We start from the raw sequence: 20,377 nt of genomic DNA on the forward strand, positions 1-20,377 counted from the left end.
CTGCTCATGCCCGGGATCGCGGCACCGTCTTCACGAACGTTGCGATGTGCGCGGCCACCGCCTCTGGATGCTCATGCTGCGGGCCATGTCCCGCGGCCGGATAGGTCAGGAGTTGCAGCGTCGGCAACTGGCCGTTCAGCGCATACCAGTTCTCGACGGGAAAGACGATGTCGTGGTCGCCACCGATGTGCAGGATCGGGATGCGCGTGGACTTGAGCGCAGCCAGCACGGCATCGGCTGGAAACGGAGGCATCTTCGGCTTCGAACCGAGGTAGTCGGCCGCCCACTGCGGCGGCACCGGCACGCTGCGCCCTTGCGTGCGACGCGCGATGCGTTCATGCGAGGCGCGCGCGGCCTGGCGGCTGGCCTCGGACTTCGGTTCGAAGAACAGAATGAACTCGTCGTCGAGGTCGTTCTCCGGGACGACAGCGGTGTCGAAGAACAGCTGCTCGGCCGGCTTCACGATCGGGCCCGGCGGCGAGGTGCCGAGCAGCACGCCGTGGCTCAGGCGTGTGTTGAACATCGCCAGCACCACCTGCGCCGCCAGCCCGCCCAGCGACCAACCGCCGATGACGACATCGTCGAGCTTCAATGCCTCGATCAGGTCGTTGGCGTCCCGGGCGAGCGACACGGGGTTGTAGTCGGGTTTGCCGCCGGACAGGCCCAGCCCGCTGTAGTCGAAGGTAATGACTCTGAATCCGCTCGCCGCCAGCGAATCGAGAAACAGCGGATCCCACACGTCCATGTTGCCGCGAAACCGTGTGCACAGGACGATGGGCTTTCCGTCACCGATCGATCGGTACGCCAGGTTGCGCCCGTGCGTCTCGATGAAAAGATTGGGCGCGTCGATGGCGCCGGGGACGACAGTCTTGTTCATGGATTTCTCCGTCAGGGCGACAGCATCGCGAGCAGCTCGGCGGTATCGACGATCGCATGGGCGCAGGTCGGACCGTTGATCTCGTGCGCTACGTTCATGGCCTCGGTCGAAAACGCGGCCGTGGCATCGCGCACGAGCGTCACGTGGTAACCGAGCTCAACGCCGAACTTGCCGGTGGTCTCCACCGCGATGCCGGCCGAGCGGCAGCCGACGACTACCTCGCGCATGTGCGCAATCGTCGAAAGCTGCGTCATCACGTCCTTCGCCCTGCCCTGCAGCTTGCCGGTGTCGCTGAGCAAGTCGTTGTACGGATCGATGAGGAGCAGCGCGGTATCGCTGGCGGTGTAGAAGGATGGCGCCATGACGACAAGGCGTTCAGCGCCGCTCAGAAATCCGCGGCCGGCAGGTACGGCTGGCTCCACAGCACGGCCGTCAGCGTGACCGCCTTGAACCACGCCTCGTGCATGCGGGCGACGTCCTCCGCCGAATGCCCGCGCTGGGCCAGAAAGGGCTTCATCGTGGCGGTGAGCGGATAGATGAAGGCGATCAGGTAGCGCAGGTGAATCACGTCGGACGTGGAGGCTACCTCGTCGGTCTTGTTCTTCTTGGCCCGCGTGTGGCGCAGGCCGATCTCGTACTGATAGTCGAGCCACTGGCGGTCGTAGCGGGCCGCTGTGGTGTCGCGGATCCACTGCCCGAAGCGTTGCCTGACGGCCGACAGGTACTGCGCACTGGGCTGCCCGTCCTTGCCGCTGAAGTAGCGCACGAGGTGCGGGCTGTTGCCGACAAAGCCGTACCAGACGTCGAGCACGGCTTCGACCTGGTCTTCAAGCACGTCGTGCGCCATGCGCAACGCCGCCAGATCGCTGTCGTCGAGCAACACGGTGCGCTTGAGGTTCTCGAAGTCTTCGTCCGACAGGGGCGAACGCGCGACCTCCGAACTGCCGAAGGTATAGCCTGGGATTGCATTCATGTCGTTGGTTCTCCGTGGGTGTTTTGAAAAGACGCGGGCTGCGGGCACTTCAGCCCGCGCCGCCCATGCGCGTTGCGCTCCAGGGACGCGGATCGGCACGAAGCCGGCGGACTTGCAGCACGCAGATCGCAACGAGTACCAGGAAGAAGACGCCGACCGTCTTGAACAGCGCCGGGTCTTCCGGTCCGCTGAAGAAGGGTGCGCCCACGGGCACGCGCGTGAAGGTCTCCGTGAGCCCCGGCACCATGTGGAAGAACAATGTGCTCGAGTAGGCGACGACCTCGATATAGCGCGAGGCGCCGCCGAAGCGGCCACGTCCCGCCCATGCGGCAACGGCCAGCACGATCAGCGTGAGGATGCCCAGCGCATGCGGCTGGCCGAAGCCACCACGCTGGAAGATGCCAAACCCCGTCACGCAGGTCAGCACCGTTGCCCAGATGTAGGTCCGGCCCAGCGGGTGAGACGCGGGAATCTCGTAGAAGCGCAACAACGCCCAAACGCCGCTCACCAGCGCAACGAGGCTGATGGCCGTGTGAATCGTGCCGAGGGTGGTCAGTCCGAACATGGGATGTTCCTTTTTCAGAGTGGAGAGTTCGTGGGTGCCAAGGCCGCCAACGCATCGGCCACGCCAGCGCCGTAGGCCGGATCGGCTTTCGTGCAGTTGGCGAGGTGCCTCGCCTGCGTGGACGCAGACGTGCCGCGCATCGCGCGCGCCGTGTTGTCGAACAGGGCCTGGCGCTGCGCCGCGTCCATCAGGCGAAAGAGCGCGGCCGGCTGGCTGTGGCAATCGTCGTCATCGGCGCGGTGGTTCCAGTGATCCGCGGCGCCGGAGATGTCCAGCGAAGGCGTCCTGAAAGCCGGCTGCTCGCGCCATTCGCCGCGGCTGTTGGGCTCATACGGTGTGGCGCCGCCGGCGTTGCCGTCGACACGCATCTGCCCGTCCCGGTGGTAGCTGTGCACCGGGCAACGCGGCGCATTGACCGGAATCTGGAAGTGATTCACGCCGAGCCGGTAGCGTTGCGCGTCGCCGTAAGAAAAGAGCCGTCCCTGCAGCATCTTGTCCGGCGAGAAGCCGATGCCCGGCACCACGTTGGCCGGATTGAAGGCAGCCTGCTCGACTTCGGAAAAAAAGTTGTCGACGTTGCGGTTGAGCTCGAAGACCCCGACCTCCATCAGCGGGTAGTCGGCGTGCGGCCAGACCTTCGTGAGGTCGAAGGGATTGAACGGTGAGCGCTGCGCATCGGTTTCGGACATGACCTGCACGCAGAAGGTCCAGCGCGGGAAGTTCCCGCTTCCAATGTTCTCGATCAGGTCGCGGTGCGCGCTTTCGCGGTCCTGCCCGACCAGCGCGGCAGCCTCCGCATCGCTGAGGTTCTGGATGCCCTGCTGCGTCTTCCAGGTGAACTTCACCCAGCAGCGTTCGTCCGCGGCATTCACGAAGCTGAAGGCGTGGCTGCCGAAGCCGTGCATGTGGCGATGGTTGCGAGGGGTGCCGCGGTCGCTCATCACGATGGTCACCTGGTGCAGCGCCTCCGGCAGCGAACTCCAGAAATCCCAGTTGTTCTCGGCGCTGCGCAGGCCCGTGCACGGGTCGCGCTTCACGGCATGGTTCAGGTCCGGAAACTTGAGGGGGTCGCGCAGGAAGAAGACCGGCGTGTTGTTGCCGACCAGGTCCCAGTTGCCTTCCTCGGTGTAGAACTTGAGCGCGAAGCCGCGGATGTCGCGTTCCGCATCCGCCGCGCCGCGCTCGCCCGCCACGGTGGAGAAGCGAACGAACATGTCGGTCGTCTTGCCGACCTCCGAGAAGATCTTCGCCTTCGTGTAGCGCGTGATGTCGTGCGTGACGGTGAACGTGCCATATGCGCCCGCGCCCTTGGCGTGCATGCGCCGCTCCGGAATCACCTCGCGGTCGAAGTGCGCCATCTTCTCCAGGAACCAGACGTCCTGCAGCAGCGCGGGGCCGCGCGGACCCGCGGTGGCGATGTTCTGGTTGTCGGGCACCGGTGCTCCGAAGGCGGTGGTCAGCAAATTTTTTCCGTCGTTCATGCGAGGGGCCTCGTGGGAAGAAAGTCGAACCAGCCATGGCGAACACGAGGGGCCGGCGTGGGACGCTGCGTGAAAGGTTCGAATGAGTGTGCGCCGTTCCGGCACGCGCGGTATCCCTCCGAGGCCACACGTCGCACTGTGCGGAAGGGAGAGATGACCTCCCTCCTGGGTGAGAGGCGCTCTGGTCTGTGTGCATGTCGAGCTGACAGTTCGAGGAGCGCGACCTGTGGCCTGTGGTCGCGTGCAGCCACAGGTGCAGCATCGCGTCGACCGCTGAAGGGTGTGTCTCTTTCTTTCGAGGTAGTCGGACTGACCCCAAGGCGGGTAGGTCTCGCTCGGACGAAGGCGGAGGATCGCTGACGCATTCACTCCGCAGAAAGAGGTCCTGTCATGAAGATTTCCATCCTCGCCCTGGCCATCGCCATCTGGACGTTGGGCAACCCGGCGCATGCCCAACCGGCGGCCACGGACAAGGCGCAGGCGCGGGCTGAACGCAAGGCCGCCGGCACGGCCGCGGCACGGAGTCCTCAGATCGGCGAGGGCAATCCGGTCCCCGATGCGCGGCCAAAAGCATTGCCGGGGGAGCGCGCCGCCGCGCGGCAGGCCCGCAAGGAGAAGGGTTCACTCGCCTCGCACGGCCAGCAGCAGGGCGAAGGCGATCCTCTGCCCGCCGCCACTGCGAAAGTACCGCGCGCCGAGCGCGCGGTGGCCCGCCAGGTGCGCCGCACGGAAGCCGCGCGCGCCAACAAGGCCGGCGAAATCAAGGCCAAGGGCGAGTCGAGTTACTGACCGAGCGGGCAGGCCGTTTGTCTTGCCGCGCGATGGCCTCGATCGCACGTCGGATCTTCCGCTGCACAGGCACGGCCTTTGCATTGGCGATCGCGTGCCTGTCGGGCTGCGCATCGCTGCCGCCGGTCGAGCGGTCTGCGTCGACATGGGCGATCACCGACGTGGCCGGCAGCCCGTTGGCGCGGATGGTCGAAGCAAGCCGCCCGGCCAATGCGACGGGTCGCTCGGGGTTCAGGCTTCTGTCCGACCCGGGCCATGCATTCGAGGCACGGCTGCTGCTGATCGCACAGGCACAACGCGCCATCGACGTCCAGTACTACGTGCTCGACGGCGATGCCACCGGGCTCGAGTTTTTGTTCGCTTTGCGCGAAGCCGCTCGGCGAGGTGTGCGTGTGCGGCTGATCGTGGACGACCTGCATGTGGGTAACAAGGACGCGATGTTCTCGGCATTGGCGGCCTTGCCGGGTTTCGAAGTGCGGATGTTCAATCCGCTGCCGGCGCGCGGCGGCACGCTCGTGTCGCGCGTGCTGCGCTCGCTACACGAGATCCGGCGCGTCAACCGTCGCATGCACAACAAGCTGCTGGTTGCCGACAGCAGCCTGTCGGTGTCGGGCGGACGCAACATTGCCAATGAATATTTCATGCGTGCGGCAGACGCCAACTTCATCGACATCGACGTGCTCGCCACCGGCGACATCGTGCGCGACCAATCGGCCGCTTTCGACCAGTACTGGAACAGCGAGCAGGTGTATCCCGTAGGACAGCTGGCGGTGGCCGGCGCGTTGACGGTCGATGCACTGCTGACCACCAGCGTGTTGCCCGATGCTCCGCCACGCGCGGTGCAGCCGCTCGACCGCCTGGGGCAGAACGCCGTCGGCGAACAGTGGCGGCAGGGCCGACTCCGTCTCTTCTGGGCACCCGCAAAAGTGCTGGTCGACCCGCCCGAAAAGATCATGCGCTCGGACTTCGAGAGCCGCTTCGGGGACAGCGTGAGCCGGCGCACGCTGGACCTGCTGCGCACGGCCCGCAGCAGCGTGCTCATCAGCTCGCCTTATTTCATCCCGGGCGACGTCGGCCTGGGCGTGATGCGCGAAACCGCGGCCAATGGCGCAAAGACCCTGGTCGTCACCAACTCGCTCGCGGCCACGGACGAGCCGCTGGTCTACGCGGCCTATGCACGCCATCGCAGGGACATGCTGGCTCTCGGCACCACGCTGTACGAGATCAGTCCGGCGCTGGCCAAGCGCTCCGGCGGGCTCGGCGACTTCGGTGCATCGAACGGCAGGCTGCACGCCAAGCTGGCCATCGTGGACGAACGGCACGTGTACATCGGCTCGATGAACCTCGACGGCCGCTCCGCAAGCTTCAATACGGAACTCGGTTTGATCATCGACAGCCCCGAACTCGCTCGCAACTTTTCAAGAATCGTGCGCGGCGACGACTTTCGCAGCGGCTACGTCGTTCGACTTGGAACGGACGGCCAGATGGAATGGGTCGAGCGGGATGCGCAAGGCAGCGAGACGGTCCACCGCACCGAGCCTGGCACGAGCTGGGCGCGCGCGATCCGGGACTGGGCGATCTCGCTGTTTCTGGACGAAGAGTTGCTCTGAGCGCAGGTCCTCACCCCTCACTGCCGGGCAGCAAGCCATCCACGCGGAGACACGCCCACCTTCTGCGTGAAGAGACGCGACAGCGCCGATGCATTGGCATAGCCGAGCGCCTGCGCAATCGTCTTCACCGATGCACCCTTCCTGAGCTCGGCCTGCGCAATGGACAGGCGCCAGTTCGCGAGGTAGTCGGCGGGCGTGGCGCCGACCAGCGACTTGAAGCGCTGGGCGAAGGTGCTGCGCGACAGGCCGGCCTGCTGCGCCATGTGCTCCAGCGTCCACGGCTCGCCCGGCCGTTCGTGCATGGCGACCAGCACGCGCGCCAGTTGCGGATCGCCGAGCCCGGTCAACAAGCCGGCCGGCAGCCCGCTTTCCTCCGGATGGTCGAGCAGCCAGCGCAACAGCTGGATCAGCACCACCTCGAACATCCGGTCCGCCAGCAGCCGCTGCCCGCACAGCACCCGCGTGGTCTCGGCAAAGAGCAGTGCCAGCGATTGCTCGAGGCCTTCCACCGCATGCAGCGGCAGCCGGATCAATGGCGGCAGCGCACGCGCCAGGGGATGCGCCTCACCGCCATCGAAATCGAGCGTCGCGCAGACGAAATCCGATCCTTCCGATGGGGCGTTGTGAAAGTTGTGCGCCAGCGGGCGTGGATAAAAAAGCAGGCTCGGCTCCTTCACCACGATGTTGCGCGGCACGCCGGAGCGCGGCGAATGCGTGACAACCATCTCGCCGCGGCGCAACACATGCAGAAAGCCACGCCCCTTCTTCGCGGAGAAGTGCGTGGTGCCGCACAAGGGGCCGGCATGGAAAAGATGAGCGCGGACGTGGAAGCGCTCGAGGAGCGATGAAAGCCTGTCGATGGGTGGCATGCGGCCCTTCTATGGACGAAAAGGCATTTAATTTGGATGAAACGCACCACATCATACGAACAAAGCAAAGACACTCGTTCCATCAACTTCATTCAAAGGAACGCCATGTCTCGCATCAACCTCGTGACCGAAGCCGCCGCCATCGGTGAAACAAAGGCGCTTCTGTCCCAGATTCACGGCGCCTTCGGTGCCACACCCAACATGTTCCGCGCCGTTGCCAATTCGCCGGCTGCGCTCAAGAGCATGTGGGGTGCATTCGGCGCGCTGGGCGGCGGCGTCATTTCTGCGCAGCTGGGCGAACAGATCGCCGTGGCGGTGGCTGAACGCAACGCATGCAACTACTGCCTGGCCGCGCACACCGCGCTGGGCCGCAAGGCCGGCGTGTCCGGCGCCGACATGGCTGCGGCGCAGGCAGGCGAATCTTCCAATCCGCAAACTGCGGCGGCATTGCGCTTTGCGCTCCAGGTGGTCGACCAACGCGGCCAGGTTGGGGCGGCCGACGTGCAGGCGCTGCGCGCTGTGGGCTTCGACGACCAGCACATCGTCGAGATCCTCGCGCACGTGGCCCTGAACCTCTTCACCAACTATGTGAACGTCGCGTTCGAGGTGCCGGTCGATTTCCCGTCCGTCAAGCTGCGTGCGGCTGCCTGACGCGGGTCCAGTGAAAATTCCGGGGTGCGGCAGGCACCGCTCCCCGGCGCAACCTACGTCGGAGCATCCAACATGTCGAAGATCTACCCTGAAGCGCCTGCATTGCAGGTCGCCCAATGGCTCCATACAGACACCGCCCTCACGCTCGAGTCGCTGCGCGGCCGGGTGGTGGCGATACATGCGTTCCAGATGTTGTGCCCGGCCTGCGTGACGCACGGCCTGCCGCAAGCGAAGAAGACACACCAGCTTTTCGCCGCCAGGAATGTCGCCGTCATCGGCCTGCACACCGTGTTCGAGCACCATGATGTCATGACGCCCGCTGCACTGGAGGCCTTCGTCCACGAGTACCGCTACACCTTCCCGATCGGCATCGACACGCCTGAACGGGGCAGCATTCCCGCGACCATGCGCGCGTACCAGCTCCAGGGAACGCCGAGCATCGTGCTCATCGACAAGCAAGGCCGCATCCGCCTGAGCCACTTCGGCGTGATCGACGACATGGCGCTCGGCGCCGCCATCGGCCAACTGACAGCCGAGGAGGCGCCCTCGACGCAGATCACGCGGCCATCGGGCGACGATGTCAATGGCATCTCGTCAATGGTCGACCGGTGCGGCGAAGACGCTTGCCGTGTCGATGGAGCGTGATCTCTTGAAGAGCATTGCTCTGCCATGCCCCAACGACGGGCATCCAAGACCTCGGAGATATCAACGAGGCATATTTCGAGATCCCCCGATGACGGCGCCGGCACCCGGCAGTCGACCATGCCCTCGTGCTGAGGCTGGTATCGCCCACGCTGCGGGTGCCGGGGATCTGGCCAGAGGTTGCCACCGGCCTGGTGTTCGGCACGTCGCACAGTGGGTGCGGTCGCGGCCGCTGGCACGGTCCGAGGAATGACCGGCACCGTGTCACCGTGGGCAGCGGTCCCCCGCGCCGGTCATCAGACCCCTTCTGCTCACCGTGAATACACGTGGCCGCACCGGCCCCGCATGCGCGGAACAGTTTGACTTCAATTGGTGCCCGAGGCCGGAATCGAACCGGCACGACTGTGAGGTCGAGGGATTTTCTTACCACTTCGGCTTTCGCCGCCAGCGCGAACGCTGTTCGTGGTCTGGAGCACGCCTTCACCATAGCCTCGCGGCCGTAGGTGCCCGCCGTCTGCTCTCTACACCTTCCCTCGAACCTTTCGTTTCAGGGCTTGGCTCGGCGTTGGCTCGGACGCTTGCGCGTCCAGGGCGTTCACCGAATTTGACGGGCTTCACCTTCAGAGTTTCCCCCGAAGGGCTCAAATTACTTCAAGTCCCTTGTGTCTACCGATTTCACCACTCGGGCATGAGGACAGTATCCATCAATGCATGCTTGCCTGGCTCCCCACCAGGCTCGCTTCAACTATTCATCTCGCTTGGCCCCCGTTGGCTCCCGGCGCCAAATCAACCACAAAACGCCAACAACTGAAAAGCGCCTGACCGCTGCGTCGTTCCTGGCTTTCGGCCCTCCAGACACTCACCGAACAAGACTTGACAAGAGCGTTGCGACTCCGATGTGTCCACCAATTTCACCATCCGGACCAGGATCCGAGGACGAAGACAGGCTCAAAAAAAAACAGCCCCGACAACGAATGTTGGCGGGGCTTGCTTTTCAGTGGAGGCGCGACCCGGAGTCGAACCGGGCTAGACGGATTTGCAATCCGTTGCATAACCGCTTTGCTATCGCGCCACGCTTGTTTGAAGCGATTTCGCCATGAACTCGCTGTGCTTGCTCTTGCGAAAAAAAGGGAAGCCTCGGCTTCCCTTTTTCAAAACTGGAGCGGGATAAGAGACTCGAACTCTCGACCTCAACCTTGGCAAGGTTGCGCTCTACCAACTGAGCTAATCCCGCGTTTCGAGCCTCGAATTATATGCCACTTCTTCGAGGTTTCGCAACTGCGCGCAGATTTTCAATGCTTGATCGAGCCTTCGGAAGGTTGCGCGGCGCGCTGCTTCGACAGCTCGGCCAAGGCCGCGGCCGATGCGGCCACTTCTTCGTCGGACAGCGGCGTCGGCATCTTCTCCAGCGCGATCTCCAGCACCTTGTCGATCCACTTGACCGGCACGATCTCGAGGCCGTTCTTCACGTTCTCGGGGATGTCCTGCAGGTCCTTGGCGTTCTCTTCCGGAATGATCACGGTCTTGATGCCGCCGCGCAGTGCCGCCAGCAGCTTTTCCTTCAGGCCGCCGATGGCAGTCACTTCGCCGCGCAAAGTGATCTCACCGGTCATCGCGACGTCGCCGCGCACCGGGATGCCGGTCAGCGCCGACACGAAGGCCGTCGTCATCGCAGCGCCCGCGCTCGGGCCGTCCTTGGGCGTGGCGCCGTCGGGCACGTGGATGTGGATGTCGCGCTTTTCGAACATCTCGTCCTTGATGCCCAGGCGGCGGGCGCGGCTGCGCACCACCGTGCGCGCGGCCTCGACCGATTCCTTCATCACGTCGCCCAGCGAACCGGTGCGGCTGATGATGCCCTTGCCGGGCATGGTCACGGCCTCGATGGTCAGCAGGTCGCCACCGACTTCGGTCCAGGCCAGGCCCACGACCTGCCCGACCTGGTTCTGCTTCTCGGCCAGGCCGAAGCTGTACTTGCGCACGCCCAGGAAGTCGTTGAGGTTGCTGCCGTCGACCGTGACCTTGGGCGTCATCTTCTTGAGCAACAGGCCCTTGACCACCTTGCGGCAGATCTTGGACAGCTCGCGCTCGAGCGAACGCACGCCGGCTTCACGCGTGTAGTAACGCACGATGTCGCGCACCGCTTCCTCGGTGATGAGCAGTTCCTCGTCCTTCACGCCGTTGTTCTTCATCTGCTTGGGCAGCAGGTACTTCAGCGCGATGTGGGTCTTCTCGTCCTCGGTGTAGCCCGACAGGCGGATGACTTCCATCCGGTCCAGCAGCGCCGGCGGGATGTTCATCGAGTTGGACGTGGCCACGAACATCACGTCCGACAGGTCGAAGTCGACCTCGACGTAGTGGTCGCCGAAGGTGTGGTTCTGCTCGGGATCGAGCACCTCGAGCAACGCGCTCGACGGGTCGCCGCGGAAATCGGTGCCGAGCTTGTCGATCTCGTCGAGCAGGAACAGCGGATTGCGCGTGCCGATCTTGTTCAGGCTCTGCAGCACCTTGCCCGGCAGCGCGCCGATGTAGGTGCGGCGGTGCCCGCGGATCTCGGCCTCGTCGCGCATGCCGCCCAGCGCCATGCGGGTGTACTTGCGGCCGGTCGCCTTGGCGATCGACTGCCCGAGCGAGGTCTTGCCGACGCCCGGGGGGCCGACCAGGCACAGGATCGGCGCCTTGACCTTGTCCACGCGTTGCTGCACCGCGAGGTATTCCAGGATGCGGTCCTTGACCTTGTCGAGGCCGTAGTGGTCCTCGTTGAGCACCGCCTCGGCATTGGCCAGGTCGTGCTTGATCTTGGTCTTCTTGCTCCAGGGCAGGCCGATCAGCACGTCGATGTAGTTGCGCACCACCGTGGCTTCGGCCGACATGGGCGACATCAGCTTGAGCTTCTTGAGCTCGCCCTCGGCCTTCTTGAGCGCTTCCTTGGGCATCTTGGCGAGCTTGATCTTCTTCTCGATCTCCTCGATGTCCGCGCCGTCCTCGCCCTCGCCCAGTTCCTTCTGGATCGCCTTGACCTGTTCGTTCAGGTAGAAGTCGCGCTGGTTCTTCTCCATCTGGCGCTTCACGCGGCCGCGGATCTTCTTGTCGACGTTGAGGATGTCGACTTCGCGTTCGAGCTGGCCGTAGAGGTTTTCCAGCCGGGCCTTGATGTCGTCGAGGTCGAGCACGGCCTGCTTGTTGTCGAGCTTGAGCGGCAGGTGCGCGGCGATGGTGTCGGCCAGGCGGCCCGGATCGTCGATGCTGGAGATCGAGGTCAGGATCTCCGGCGGGATCTTCTTGTTCAGCTTGACGTACTGGTCGAACTGCTGCATCACGGCACGGCGCAGGGCCTCGATCTCGGTGCCCTTCTGCGATGCCGCGTCGGGCACGCCGACCGGCGTCACGTTGGCCGTGAAATGCGTCTCGCCGTCGTTGATGCTGTTGACGCGTGCGCGCTGCTGGCCTTCGACCAGCACCTTCACGGTGCCGTCGGGCAGCTTGAGCATCTGCAGGATGGTCGAGACGCAGCCGACCTCGAACATGTCCTCGACCGAGGGCTCGTCCTTGGCGGCAGCCTTCTGCGCGACCAGCATGATGCGGCGTTCGGCTTCCATGGCCAGTTCGAGCGCCTTGATGCTCTTGGGGCGTCCCACGAAGAGCGGGATCACCATGTGGGGGAACACCACGACGTCACGCAGCGGCAGCAGCGGCAGGTCGATGGCGTCGGGAGGCAGGGGGGTGTGACCAGACATGCGAGTCCTCGAAGTGATCAGACAAAGATGGAACGCGCCGCGCGAATTTCAAGCCCGCGCGGCGCGTTCATCGTAGGGGCCACGCGCAAAGCGCGTGAAATGCGATATGGGATGACCCCAGGCACTCAGGCCTTCTTGGCTGCCTCGCGATACACGAGCAGCGGTGGCTTGTTCTCGTCGATGGTCGATTCCTCGACCACCACCTTGTCGACGTTGGTCGCGTTGGGCAGCTCGAACATCGTGTCGATCAGCGACTGTTCGAGGATCGAGCGCAGGCCGCGGGCGCCGGTCTTGCGCGCCAGCGCCTTGCGGGCGATCGCCTTGAGCGCGGCGGGACGGATCTCCAGGTCCACGCCCTCCATCTGCAGCAGCTTGGTGAACTGCTTGACCACGGCGTTCTTGGGCTCGGTCAGGATCTGCACCAGCGCGTCTTCGCTGAGCTCGGCCAGCGAGGCGACCACGGGCATGCGGCCCACGAGTTCGGGGATCAGGCCGAACTTGATCAGATCCTCGGGCTCGACTTCTCGGAACACCTCGGTGATGCTGCGCTGGGCCTTGCTCTTGACCGAGGCGCCGAAACCGATGCCCGAGGCCTCGGTGCGGTTCTCGATGACCTTCTCCAGGCCGGCGAAGGCGCCGCCGCAGATGAACAGGATGTTGGTCGTGTCGATCTGCAGGAAGTCCTGGTTCGGGTGCTTGCGCCCGCCCTGGGGCGGCACGCTGGCCATGGTGCCTTCGATCAGCTTCAGCAGCGCCTGCTGCACGCCCTCGCCCGACACGTCGCGCGTGATCGAGGGGTTGTCGGACTTGCGCGAGATCTTGTCGATTTCGTCGATGTAGACGATGCCGCGCTGGGCCTTCTCGACCTCGTAGTTGCAGCTCTGCAGCAGCTTCTGGATGATGTTCTCGACGTCTTCGCCCACGTAGCCGGCTTCGGTCAGCGTGGTGGCGTCGGCCATCACGAAGGGCACGTCGAGCATGCGCGCGAGCGTCTGCGCCAGCAGTGTCTTGCCCGAACCGGTCGGGCCGATCAGCAGGATGTTGCTCTTGCTGAGCTCGACCTCTTCGCCCTTGATGTTCTTCTCCTTGTGGCGAAGACGCTTGTAGTGGTTGTAGACCGCCACCGACAGCATGCGCTTGGCCGGCTCCTGGCCGATCACGTAGTTGTCGAGGTTGGTCTTGATCTCCAGCGGCGTGGGCAGGTCGTTGCGCGCGTCGCGCGCTTCATCACCGGCCGGGAGTTCATCGCGGATGATCTCGTTGCAAAGATCGATGCACTCGTCGCAAATGAAGACCGAAGGGCCCGCGATCAGCTTCTTGACCTCGTGCTGGCTCTTGCCGCAGAACGAGCAATAAAGCGTTTTTTCGCTGGAAGAGCCTTTTTTATCGGCCATGGACAGGTGCCTCGTTACGCAGTAGGTTCAATGATAACTAAAACAAAAACGGCGCTTCCCGCATGGGAAACGCCATTTTTTGCCATTCGGCACCCTGCGGCGCCAAGCGGCTTCCAGCGTGTCAGACGCGTTTTGCGACGACCTGGTCGACCAGGCCGTAGTCTTTCGCCTCGTCGGCCGTCAGGAAGTAGTCGCGCTCGGTGTCGCGCTGGACCTTTTCCAGCGGCTGGCCGGTGCGCTCCGCCAGGATCTTGTTCATCTGGTCCTTGGTGCGCAGGATGTCGCGCGCATGAATCTCGATGTCGGTGGCCTGGCCGCGGGCGCCGCCCAGCACCTGGTGGATCATGACCTTCGAGTTGGGCAGCGAGAAGCGCTTGCCCTTTTCGCCGGCCGCCAGCAGGAAAGCGCCCATGCTGGCCGCGAAGCCCAGGCACATGGTCGACACGGCCGGCTTGATGAACTGCATCGTGTCGTAGATCGCCATGCCGGCGCTCACGCTGCCGCCCGGCGAGTTGATGTAGAACGAGATGTCCTTGTCCGGGTTCTCGCTCTCGAGGAACAACAGCTGCGCGACCACCAGGTTCGCGGTCTGGTCGTTGACTTCGCCCACCAGGAAAATGATGCGTTCCTTGAGGAGACGCGAATAGATGTCGTAGGACCGCTCGCCGCGGCCCGACTGCTCGATGACCATCGGAACCATGCCGAGGCCTTGAATTTCGTTTGCGATCATGTAGTTGCTCTCCGGGAAGATGAAGTCGTTCGCTGCTGTGACTGAACTGTACGCCTGAGTGAAATGGGGCTCGTGCCGCAAAGCACAAGCCCCATCGGTGTCACACGGGCGGCGGCGATCAGCCTTGTTGCTGCTGCGCCATCAGTTCGTCGAAGGACACGGCCTTCTCGTTGACCTTGGCCTTGGCCAGCACGAAATCGGTCACGTTGTTCTCGATGACCACAGCCTCGACTTCGGCCAGGCGGCGGTTGTCGCTGAAGTACCAGCGCACCACGTCGGCCGGCTTCTCGTAGCTGGCGGCCAGTTCGTCGATGTGGGCCTTGATCTGCTCGGGCTTGGCCTGCAGTTCGTTGGCACGCACCAGTTCGGCCACCACCAGGCCCAGGCGCACGCGGCGCTCGGCTTGGGGCAGGAACACTTCCTGGGGAATCGGCGCCTTGTCGGCGTCCTTGATGCCGCGCTGCTTGAGTTCGGCGCGGGCGCCTTCGATCATGCGTTCGACTTCCGATTGCACGCTGGCGTTCGGCAGGTCGAGTTCGGCGTTGGCGATCAGCGCGTCCATCACGGCGTTCTTGTTGCGCGCCAGCAGGCGGAACTTCACTTCGCGCTCGAGGTTGCGCTTGATGTCCGCGCGCAGGCCTTCGACCGTGCCTTCTTCGATGCCGAGCGACTTGGCCAGCTGTTCGTTGACTTCGGGCAGGTGGGTGGCTTCGATCTTCTTCACCGTGACCAGGAAGTCGGCTTGCTTGCCGGCCACGTCCTTGCCGTGGTAATCGGCCGGGAACGACAGCGGGAAGGTGCGGCTGTCGCCGGACTTCAGACCGCGCACGGCATCTTCGAATTCCTTGAGCATCTGGCCTTCGCCGATGACGAACTGGAAGTCTTCGGCCTTGCCGCCCTGGAAGGTCTCGCCTTCGATCTTGCCTTCGAAGTCGACCGTCACGCGGTCGTCGTCGCCGGCAACGGCGTCCAGTGCGCGCTGGGCGAAGGTGCGGCGCTGCTTGCGCAGGATGTCGAGCGTCTTGTCGATGGCTTCGTCGCTCACGTCGGCCGTCACGCGGTCGATCTCGGCGGCGCCCAGGTCGTTGATCTTGACTTCGGGGAACACTTCGAACACCGCGTCGAAGGCCAGCTCGCCTTCGGGCGACTCTTCCTTCTCGGTGATGCGGGGCTGGCCGGCCACGCGCAGCTTGGCTTCGTTGGCGGCCTGCGAGAAGGCTTCACCGACCTTGTCGTTCATGACTTCGTAGTGCACCGAATAGCCGTAGCGCTGGGCCACGACGTTCATCGGCACCTTGCCGGGACGGAAGCCGTCCATCTTCACGGTACGGGCCAGCTTCTTGAGGCGCGAATCCACCTCGGACTGGATGGTGCCGACCGGCAAGGTCAGCGTGATCTTGCGCTCGAGCTTTTCGAGGGTTTCAACATTCACGGTCATTCTTTGTTCCTCAAGAGAGATGGGGCTGGTGCGCGGGGCCGGACTCGAACCGGCACGTTCTTGCGAACGTCAGGACCTAAACCTGGTGCGTCTACCAATTTCGCCACCCGCGCGGTCAGGTGAATCAAGCAAAAACGGGCGGCCTCCTGTTGCAGACCACCCGTTTCGAAATCGGTCAACCGCGCATTTTAGACGCTAATGGGACCCGCTTTTGGTTCGCGCTTCACACGGAATGCCGCGGCGTACATCGCGGGCAGTGCCAACAGGGTCAGAACGGTGGCCACGATGAGCCCGCCCATGATGGCCACGGCCATCGGTCCCCAGAAGACGCTGCGCGACAGGGGGATCATCGCCAGCACCGCCGCGGCGGCCGTCAGCACGATCGGCCGCAGGCGGCGCACGGCCGATTCCACGATCGCATCCCAGGCCGGCACGCCCGCTGCGCGGTCGCTCTCGATCTGATCGATCAGGATCACCGAATTGCGCTGGATCATGCCCATGAGCGCGATCACGCCCAGCAGCGCGACGAAGCCGAAGGGCCGGTTCAAGAGCAGCAGCGCCGCCGCCACGCCCGCGATGCCCAGCGGGCCGGTGATGAACACCAGCAGCGACCGGCTGAAGCTGTGCAGCTGCAGCATCAGCAGCGTGAACACCAGGAACAGCATGATCGGCACGCCGGCCACGATGGAATCCGAACCCTTGCTGCTTTCCTCGACCGCGCCCGCCGTCTCGATGCGGTAGGCGCCCTGCCCGGCCGCGCGCCACTTGGCCTCGAGCGCACGCAGTTGAGGCTGCAGCTGCGCCGTGACCGTCGCGCCCTGCATGCCCTCGACGATGTCGGCGTTGACCGTGATCGCGTAGTCGCGGTTCTCGCGCCACATCACGCCCGGCTCCCAGCTGAACACCGGCTTGGCGATCTGCGAGAGCGGAATCGAGCGGCCCGAGGCGGTCGGCAGGTAGGCGTTGCCGATGTCGGAGATCGCTTCGCGCTCGTCGGCCGACTGGCGCAGCACGATGTCGATCAACCGGTCGTTCTCGCGGTACTGGCCCACGGTGGTGCCGCTGAACATGGTGCGCGAGGCCTGCGCGATGGCCTGGCTGGTCACGCCCAGCGTGCGCGCCTTGGCCTGGTCGACTTCCAGCCGGATCACCTTGACCGACTCGTTCCAGTTGTCGTTGACGCCGCGCGTGCTGGCGTTCTCGCGCATCAGGGCCTTGACCTCGTCGGCGTGCCGGCGCAGTTCCAGCGGCTCGGTGCCGATCACGCGGAACTGCACCGGGTAGGCCACGGGCGGGCCGTTGGGCAGCAGCTTGGCGCGGCCGCGCACTTCCGGAAACTCCTGCGCCAGCAGGCCCGGCAGCCGGCGGCGCAAGGTCTCGCGCTGCGTCAGGTCCTTGGTCAGCACGATCATCTGCGAGACGTTGCTCTGCGGAAAGATCTGGTCGAGCGGCAGGTAGAAGCGCGGCACGCCGTTGCCGATCCAGGTGGTGACGGTGGCCACCTCGGGCTCCTGCATGAGGCGCTGCTCGACGCGCTTGGCGATGTCCTCGCTGGCCGCGAAGGAAGTGCCTTCGGGCGACCACAGGTCGACCAGGATTTCCGGCCGGCTCGAATCGGGGAAGAACTGCTGCTGCACCCGGCCCATGCCCACGATGCCCAGCGCGAAAATCAGAACAGTCGCGCCAATGGTCAGCCAGCGGTACTCGACGCACCAGTTCACCGCGCGGCGAAAGGCGTTGTAGAAGCGCGAGTCGAACAGTTCGTGCGGCGGCGCATCCGGGTCGTGCGGCTTGACCTTGAGCAGCAGCGTGCCCAGGTAGGGCACGAAGTAGACCGAGACGATCCACGACAGCACCAGTGCGATCACCGTCACCGCGAAGATCGCGAAGGTGTACTCGCCGGTGACCGACTTCGCGATGCCGATCGGCAGGAAGCCGGCGGCCGTGATCAGCGTGCCGGTGAGCATCGGCTTGGCCGTGACGTCGTAGGCGAAGGTGGCGGCGCGCGCCTTGTCGTAGCCCTCCTCCATCTTGCGCACCATCATCTCGACCGCGATGATCGCGTCGTCCACCAAGAGGCCCAGCGCGATGATCAGCGAGCCCAGCGACACCTTGTGCAGCCCGATGTTGAAGTAGTTCATCGCCAGGAAGGTCACCGCCAGCACCAGCGGGATGGTGATGGCCACCACCAGGCCGGGCCGCACGTCGATGTACCAGCCGAAGCGCCCGCCCTTGTGCAGCCCGAGCGCAATGAAGCTCACCGCCAGCACGATCGCCACGGCCTCGATCAGCACATGGATGAATTCGTTGACCGAGGTCGCGACGGACACCGGCTGGTCCTGCACCTGCGTGAGCACGGCGCCGGCCGGCAGCCGCTGGCCGATGTCGGCCACGGCCACGCGCAGCGCCTTGCCCAGCGCGATGATGTCGCCGCCCTTGGCCATCGACACGCCCAGCGCCACCACTTCCTTGCCCTGGTGGTGCACCTTGGTGGCCGGCGGATCGATGGTGCCGCGCCGGATCTCGGCGATGTCGCCCAGCCGCAGCTGGTTGCCCGAGCTGCCGCGGATCGGCATTTCGCGCAGCTGCTCCACACTGGTGAACTGGCCGGCCACGCGCACTTGCACCACGTCGAGCGGCGACTGGATCGTGCCCGCGCTCTCGACCGCGTTCTGCGCGCCGATCTGCTGCAGCACGGCGTTGAAGTCCAGGCCGAGTTGCGCGATGCGCTTCTGCGAGACCTCGATGTAGACCTTCTCGTCCTGCAGGCCGAACTGCTCGACCTTGGCCACATCCTTGACGCGCAGCAGGCCCTGGCGCACGTCGTCGGCAAAGGTCTTGATTTCGGCGGGCGTGTAGCCGTCGGTCTCGAGCGCGTAGATCACGCCGTAGACATCGCCGAAGTCGTCGTTGAAGAACGGCCCCTGCACGCCGCTGGGCAGCGTGCCGCGCATGTCGCCGATCTTCTTGCGCACCACATACCAGACGTTGGCCACCTCGCTGGACTTGGACGAATCCTTGATCTCGAAAATGATCTGCGATTCGCCGGGCTTCGAGTAGCTGCGGATCTTGCTGGCGTAGGGTGCCTCCTGCAGCGTGCGCTCGAGCTTGTCGGTCACCTGTTCGGCCACCTGCTGTGCGGTCGCGCCGGGCCAGTAGGTGCGCACCACCATCACGCGGAAGGTAAAGGGCGGGTCCTCGTCCTGGCCAAGCTGAAAGTAGGCCGCGAAGCCCAGCACCATCAGCGCCACCATCAGATAGCGGGTGAGCGCCGCGTGCTCGAGCGCCCACTTGGAAAGGTTGAAGCCGGCCTTGCCGGTCGTCTCGTTGGGGGTCGTCATCGCGGGGACCTCAGCGCGAGGCTGCCGAAGCGGGGGCCGGCGCCGAAGCGGTCGCCGCCGAGGCCGGCGTGGGCGTCTTGCCCTGGTAAACCGTGACCTTCTGGCCCGGCGACAGCACGTGCACGCCCGCCACCACCACCTGCATGCCGGGCGCGATGCCCGAAGCGATCACGGCTTCGTTGCCGTCGGCCGTCGCCACCTGCACCGGCTGCGAACGCACCGTCATGGTGGCGGTGTCGAGCACCCAGACCGCGCTGCCGCTGCCTTCCTGACGCAGCGCGCTGGTCGGCAGCTTCAACACCGCCGCGCCCGCCTGCGACAAGGCCTTGGGCCGCGCATACACGGTGGCGCCGAGGGCCGGCGAGGTGGCCGCGTCGATCGCGACCTTCACGGAATAGGTGCGGGTCACCGCGTCGGCACTGGCCGCGACTTCGCGCACCTTCCCCTCGAGCTCGGCACCGCCGGCCCAGCCGCGCACGGTCACGGCCGAGCCGGGCCGGATCAGCGCCGCGCGGTCCTCGGGCACCGCGAACACCACGTCGCGCGCGCCGTCCTGCGCGATGCGCACCACCGGCGTGCCGGCCGAGACCACCTGCCCCGGCTGCGCGTCGACAGCCGTGACCACGCCCGCGACGTCGGCCACCAGCGTGGTGTAGCTGGCCTGGTTGCCCTGGGAGGCCAACTGCGCCTGCGCCTGGTCGAGCTGGGCTTGCGACGACTTGAAGGTGGCCTCGCGGCGCTCCAGTTCGGCGCCGCTGATGAAGTTCTGCGCCCGCAGTTCGCGGTAGCGCTTGAGGTCGGCCGAAGCCAGGTCACGGTTGGTCACGGCCGCGGCCTGCTGCGCGCGGGCCGCATCGGCGGCCAGCCGGTAGTCCTGCGGATCGAGTTGCGCCAGCACCTGGCCGGCCTGCACGTGCTGGCCCAGCTCGGCCTGGCGCTTCAGGATCTTGCCGGCCACGCGGAAGCCCAGCTGCGATTCGGTGCGCGCGCGCACCTCGGCCGAAAACTCGGGCACGGTGTCGAAGGCGCTGGCGCCCACGGTCTGCACCTTCACCGAGCGCAGGGGCTCCTCGACCGGCGGCGGCTTGGAACAGCCCGCCACGGCCACCGCGAGCAGCACGGCCGCCATGGGAAATGAGAGCGCAGAACGAAGAAACGATACGGTCATGAACCACCTTGATTGCCACGGAGAGGGTCATTAATGACCGAAGGGTTAGTAATTTTGTGGGATGCGTCCGACGCTGTCAACGAATCGTGTCGCTTGCGGAGGGCCGCGCGCCGTG

Annotated in this window: 16 protein-coding genes and 3 tRNA genes; 4 read left to right on the forward strand and 15 right to left on the reverse strand. The window is 65.1% G+C overall.

What is annotated here, in order from left to right:
• Positions 1–4 precede the first annotated feature (4 nt).
• From ACSFBC_RS12985 to ACSFBC_RS13005, 5 genes are read right to left on the reverse strand one after another with little or no spacing between them, the layout of a single operon-like run.
• On the reverse strand, positions 5–877 hold the full coding sequence (locus ACSFBC_RS12985) for an alpha/beta fold hydrolase (RefSeq protein ID WP_435510750.1): 873 nt from the start codon (positions 875–877) through the stop codon (positions 5–7).
• A gap of 11 nt (positions 878–888) precedes the next feature.
• Positions 889–1,239, reverse strand: coding sequence for a cysteine hydrolase family protein (locus ACSFBC_RS12990; protein ID WP_435510751.1), 351 nt, complete (start codon positions 1,237–1,239; stop codon positions 889–891).
• Between the two features lie 23 nt (positions 1,240–1,262).
• Positions 1,263–1,850 (reverse strand): protoglobin domain-containing protein, encoded by a 588-nt coding sequence (locus ACSFBC_RS12995; protein ID WP_435510752.1) that lies wholly within the window; start codon positions 1,848–1,850, stop codon positions 1,263–1,265.
• Between the two features lie 49 nt (positions 1,851–1,899).
• On the reverse strand, positions 1,900–2,415 hold the full coding sequence (locus tag ACSFBC_RS13000; RefSeq protein WP_435510753.1) for a DUF2306 domain-containing protein: 516 nt from the start codon (positions 2,413–2,415) through the stop codon (positions 1,900–1,902).
• A gap of 14 nt (positions 2,416–2,429) precedes the next feature.
• A complete protein-coding gene (locus tag ACSFBC_RS13005) occupies positions 2,430–3,896 on the reverse strand; it encodes a catalase (RefSeq protein WP_435510754.1) in 1,467 nt (488 codons plus the stop codon).
• A gap of 390 nt (positions 3,897–4,286) precedes the next feature.
• Between ACSFBC_RS13005 and ACSFBC_RS13010 the strand changes: the two genes are divergently transcribed.
• Both ACSFBC_RS13010 and ACSFBC_RS13015 read left to right on the forward strand, forming a co-directional pair.
• Entirely contained in the window at positions 4,287–4,685 is a 399-nt protein-coding gene (locus tag ACSFBC_RS13010) for a hypothetical protein (protein WP_435510755.1), read from the forward strand.
• Between the two features lie 32 nt (positions 4,686–4,717).
• Positions 4,718–6,295, forward strand: a complete 1,578-nt coding sequence (locus ACSFBC_RS13015; RefSeq protein WP_435510756.1) for a phospholipase D family protein — start codon at positions 4,718–4,720, stop codon at positions 6,293–6,295.
• A gap of 17 nt (positions 6,296–6,312) precedes the next feature.
• Here the strand turns inward: ACSFBC_RS13015 and ACSFBC_RS13020 are convergent, their stop codons facing one another.
• Positions 6,313–7,164: an AraC family transcriptional regulator gene (locus ACSFBC_RS13020; protein ID WP_435510757.1), complete on the reverse strand. Its 852-nt coding sequence runs from the start codon at positions 7,162–7,164 to the stop codon at positions 6,313–6,315.
• A gap of 105 nt (positions 7,165–7,269) precedes the next feature.
• Between ACSFBC_RS13020 and ACSFBC_RS13025 the strand changes: the two genes are divergently transcribed.
• Positions 7,270–7,815, forward strand: a complete 546-nt coding sequence (locus ACSFBC_RS13025) for a carboxymuconolactone decarboxylase family protein (protein ID WP_435511170.1) — start codon at positions 7,270–7,272, stop codon at positions 7,813–7,815.
• Between the two features lie 72 nt (positions 7,816–7,887).
• Positions 7,888–8,460, forward strand: coding sequence for a peroxiredoxin family protein (locus ACSFBC_RS13030; protein ID WP_435511171.1), 573 nt, complete (start codon positions 7,888–7,890; stop codon positions 8,458–8,460).
• A gap of 995 nt (positions 8,461–9,455) precedes the next feature.
• Here the strand turns inward: ACSFBC_RS13030 and ACSFBC_RS13035 are convergent.
• The 9 genes from ACSFBC_RS13035 to ACSFBC_RS13075 form a co-directional block, all read right to left on the reverse strand.
• Positions 9,456–9,529 (reverse strand) — tRNA-Cys (locus ACSFBC_RS13035).
• A gap of 86 nt (positions 9,530–9,615) precedes the next feature.
• Positions 9,616–9,691, reverse strand: a tRNA-Gly gene (locus ACSFBC_RS13040).
• Positions 9,692–9,749: 58 nt separating this feature from the next.
• Positions 9,750–12,191, reverse strand: coding sequence for an endopeptidase La (gene lon, locus ACSFBC_RS13045; RefSeq protein WP_435510758.1), 2,442 nt, complete (start codon positions 12,189–12,191; stop codon positions 9,750–9,752).
• Positions 12,192–12,316: 125 nt separating this feature from the next.
• Positions 12,317–13,585 (reverse strand): ATP-dependent Clp protease ATP-binding subunit ClpX, encoded by a 1,269-nt coding sequence (clpX, locus tag ACSFBC_RS13050; RefSeq protein WP_435510759.1) that lies wholly within the window; start codon positions 13,583–13,585, stop codon positions 12,317–12,319.
• A gap of 121 nt (positions 13,586–13,706) precedes the next feature.
• Positions 13,707–14,315, reverse strand: coding sequence for an ATP-dependent Clp endopeptidase proteolytic subunit ClpP (clpP, locus tag ACSFBC_RS13055; RefSeq protein ID WP_435510760.1), 609 nt, complete (start codon positions 14,313–14,315; stop codon positions 13,707–13,709).
• 118 nt (positions 14,316–14,433) lie between these two features.
• Positions 14,434–15,753, reverse strand: coding sequence for a trigger factor (gene tig, locus ACSFBC_RS13060; protein WP_435510761.1), 1,320 nt, complete (start codon positions 15,751–15,753; stop codon positions 14,434–14,436).
• Between the two features lie 26 nt (positions 15,754–15,779).
• A tRNA-Leu gene (locus ACSFBC_RS13065) sits at positions 15,780–15,866 on the reverse strand.
• A gap of 75 nt (positions 15,867–15,941) precedes the next feature.
• Entirely contained in the window at positions 15,942–19,094 is a 3,153-nt protein-coding gene (locus ACSFBC_RS13070) for an efflux RND transporter permease subunit (protein ID WP_435510762.1), read from the reverse strand.
• A 10-nt stretch (positions 19,095–19,104) separates the two neighbouring features.
• A complete protein-coding gene (locus ACSFBC_RS13075) occupies positions 19,105–20,223 on the reverse strand; it encodes an efflux RND transporter periplasmic adaptor subunit (protein ID WP_435510763.1) in 1,119 nt (372 codons plus the stop codon).
• Positions 20,224–20,377 lie beyond the last annotated feature (154 nt).

It is taken from the genome of Variovorax frigidus, from assembly GCF_051216515.1.
Classification (GTDB): domain Bacteria; phylum Pseudomonadota; class Gammaproteobacteria; order Burkholderiales; family Burkholderiaceae_C; genus Variovorax.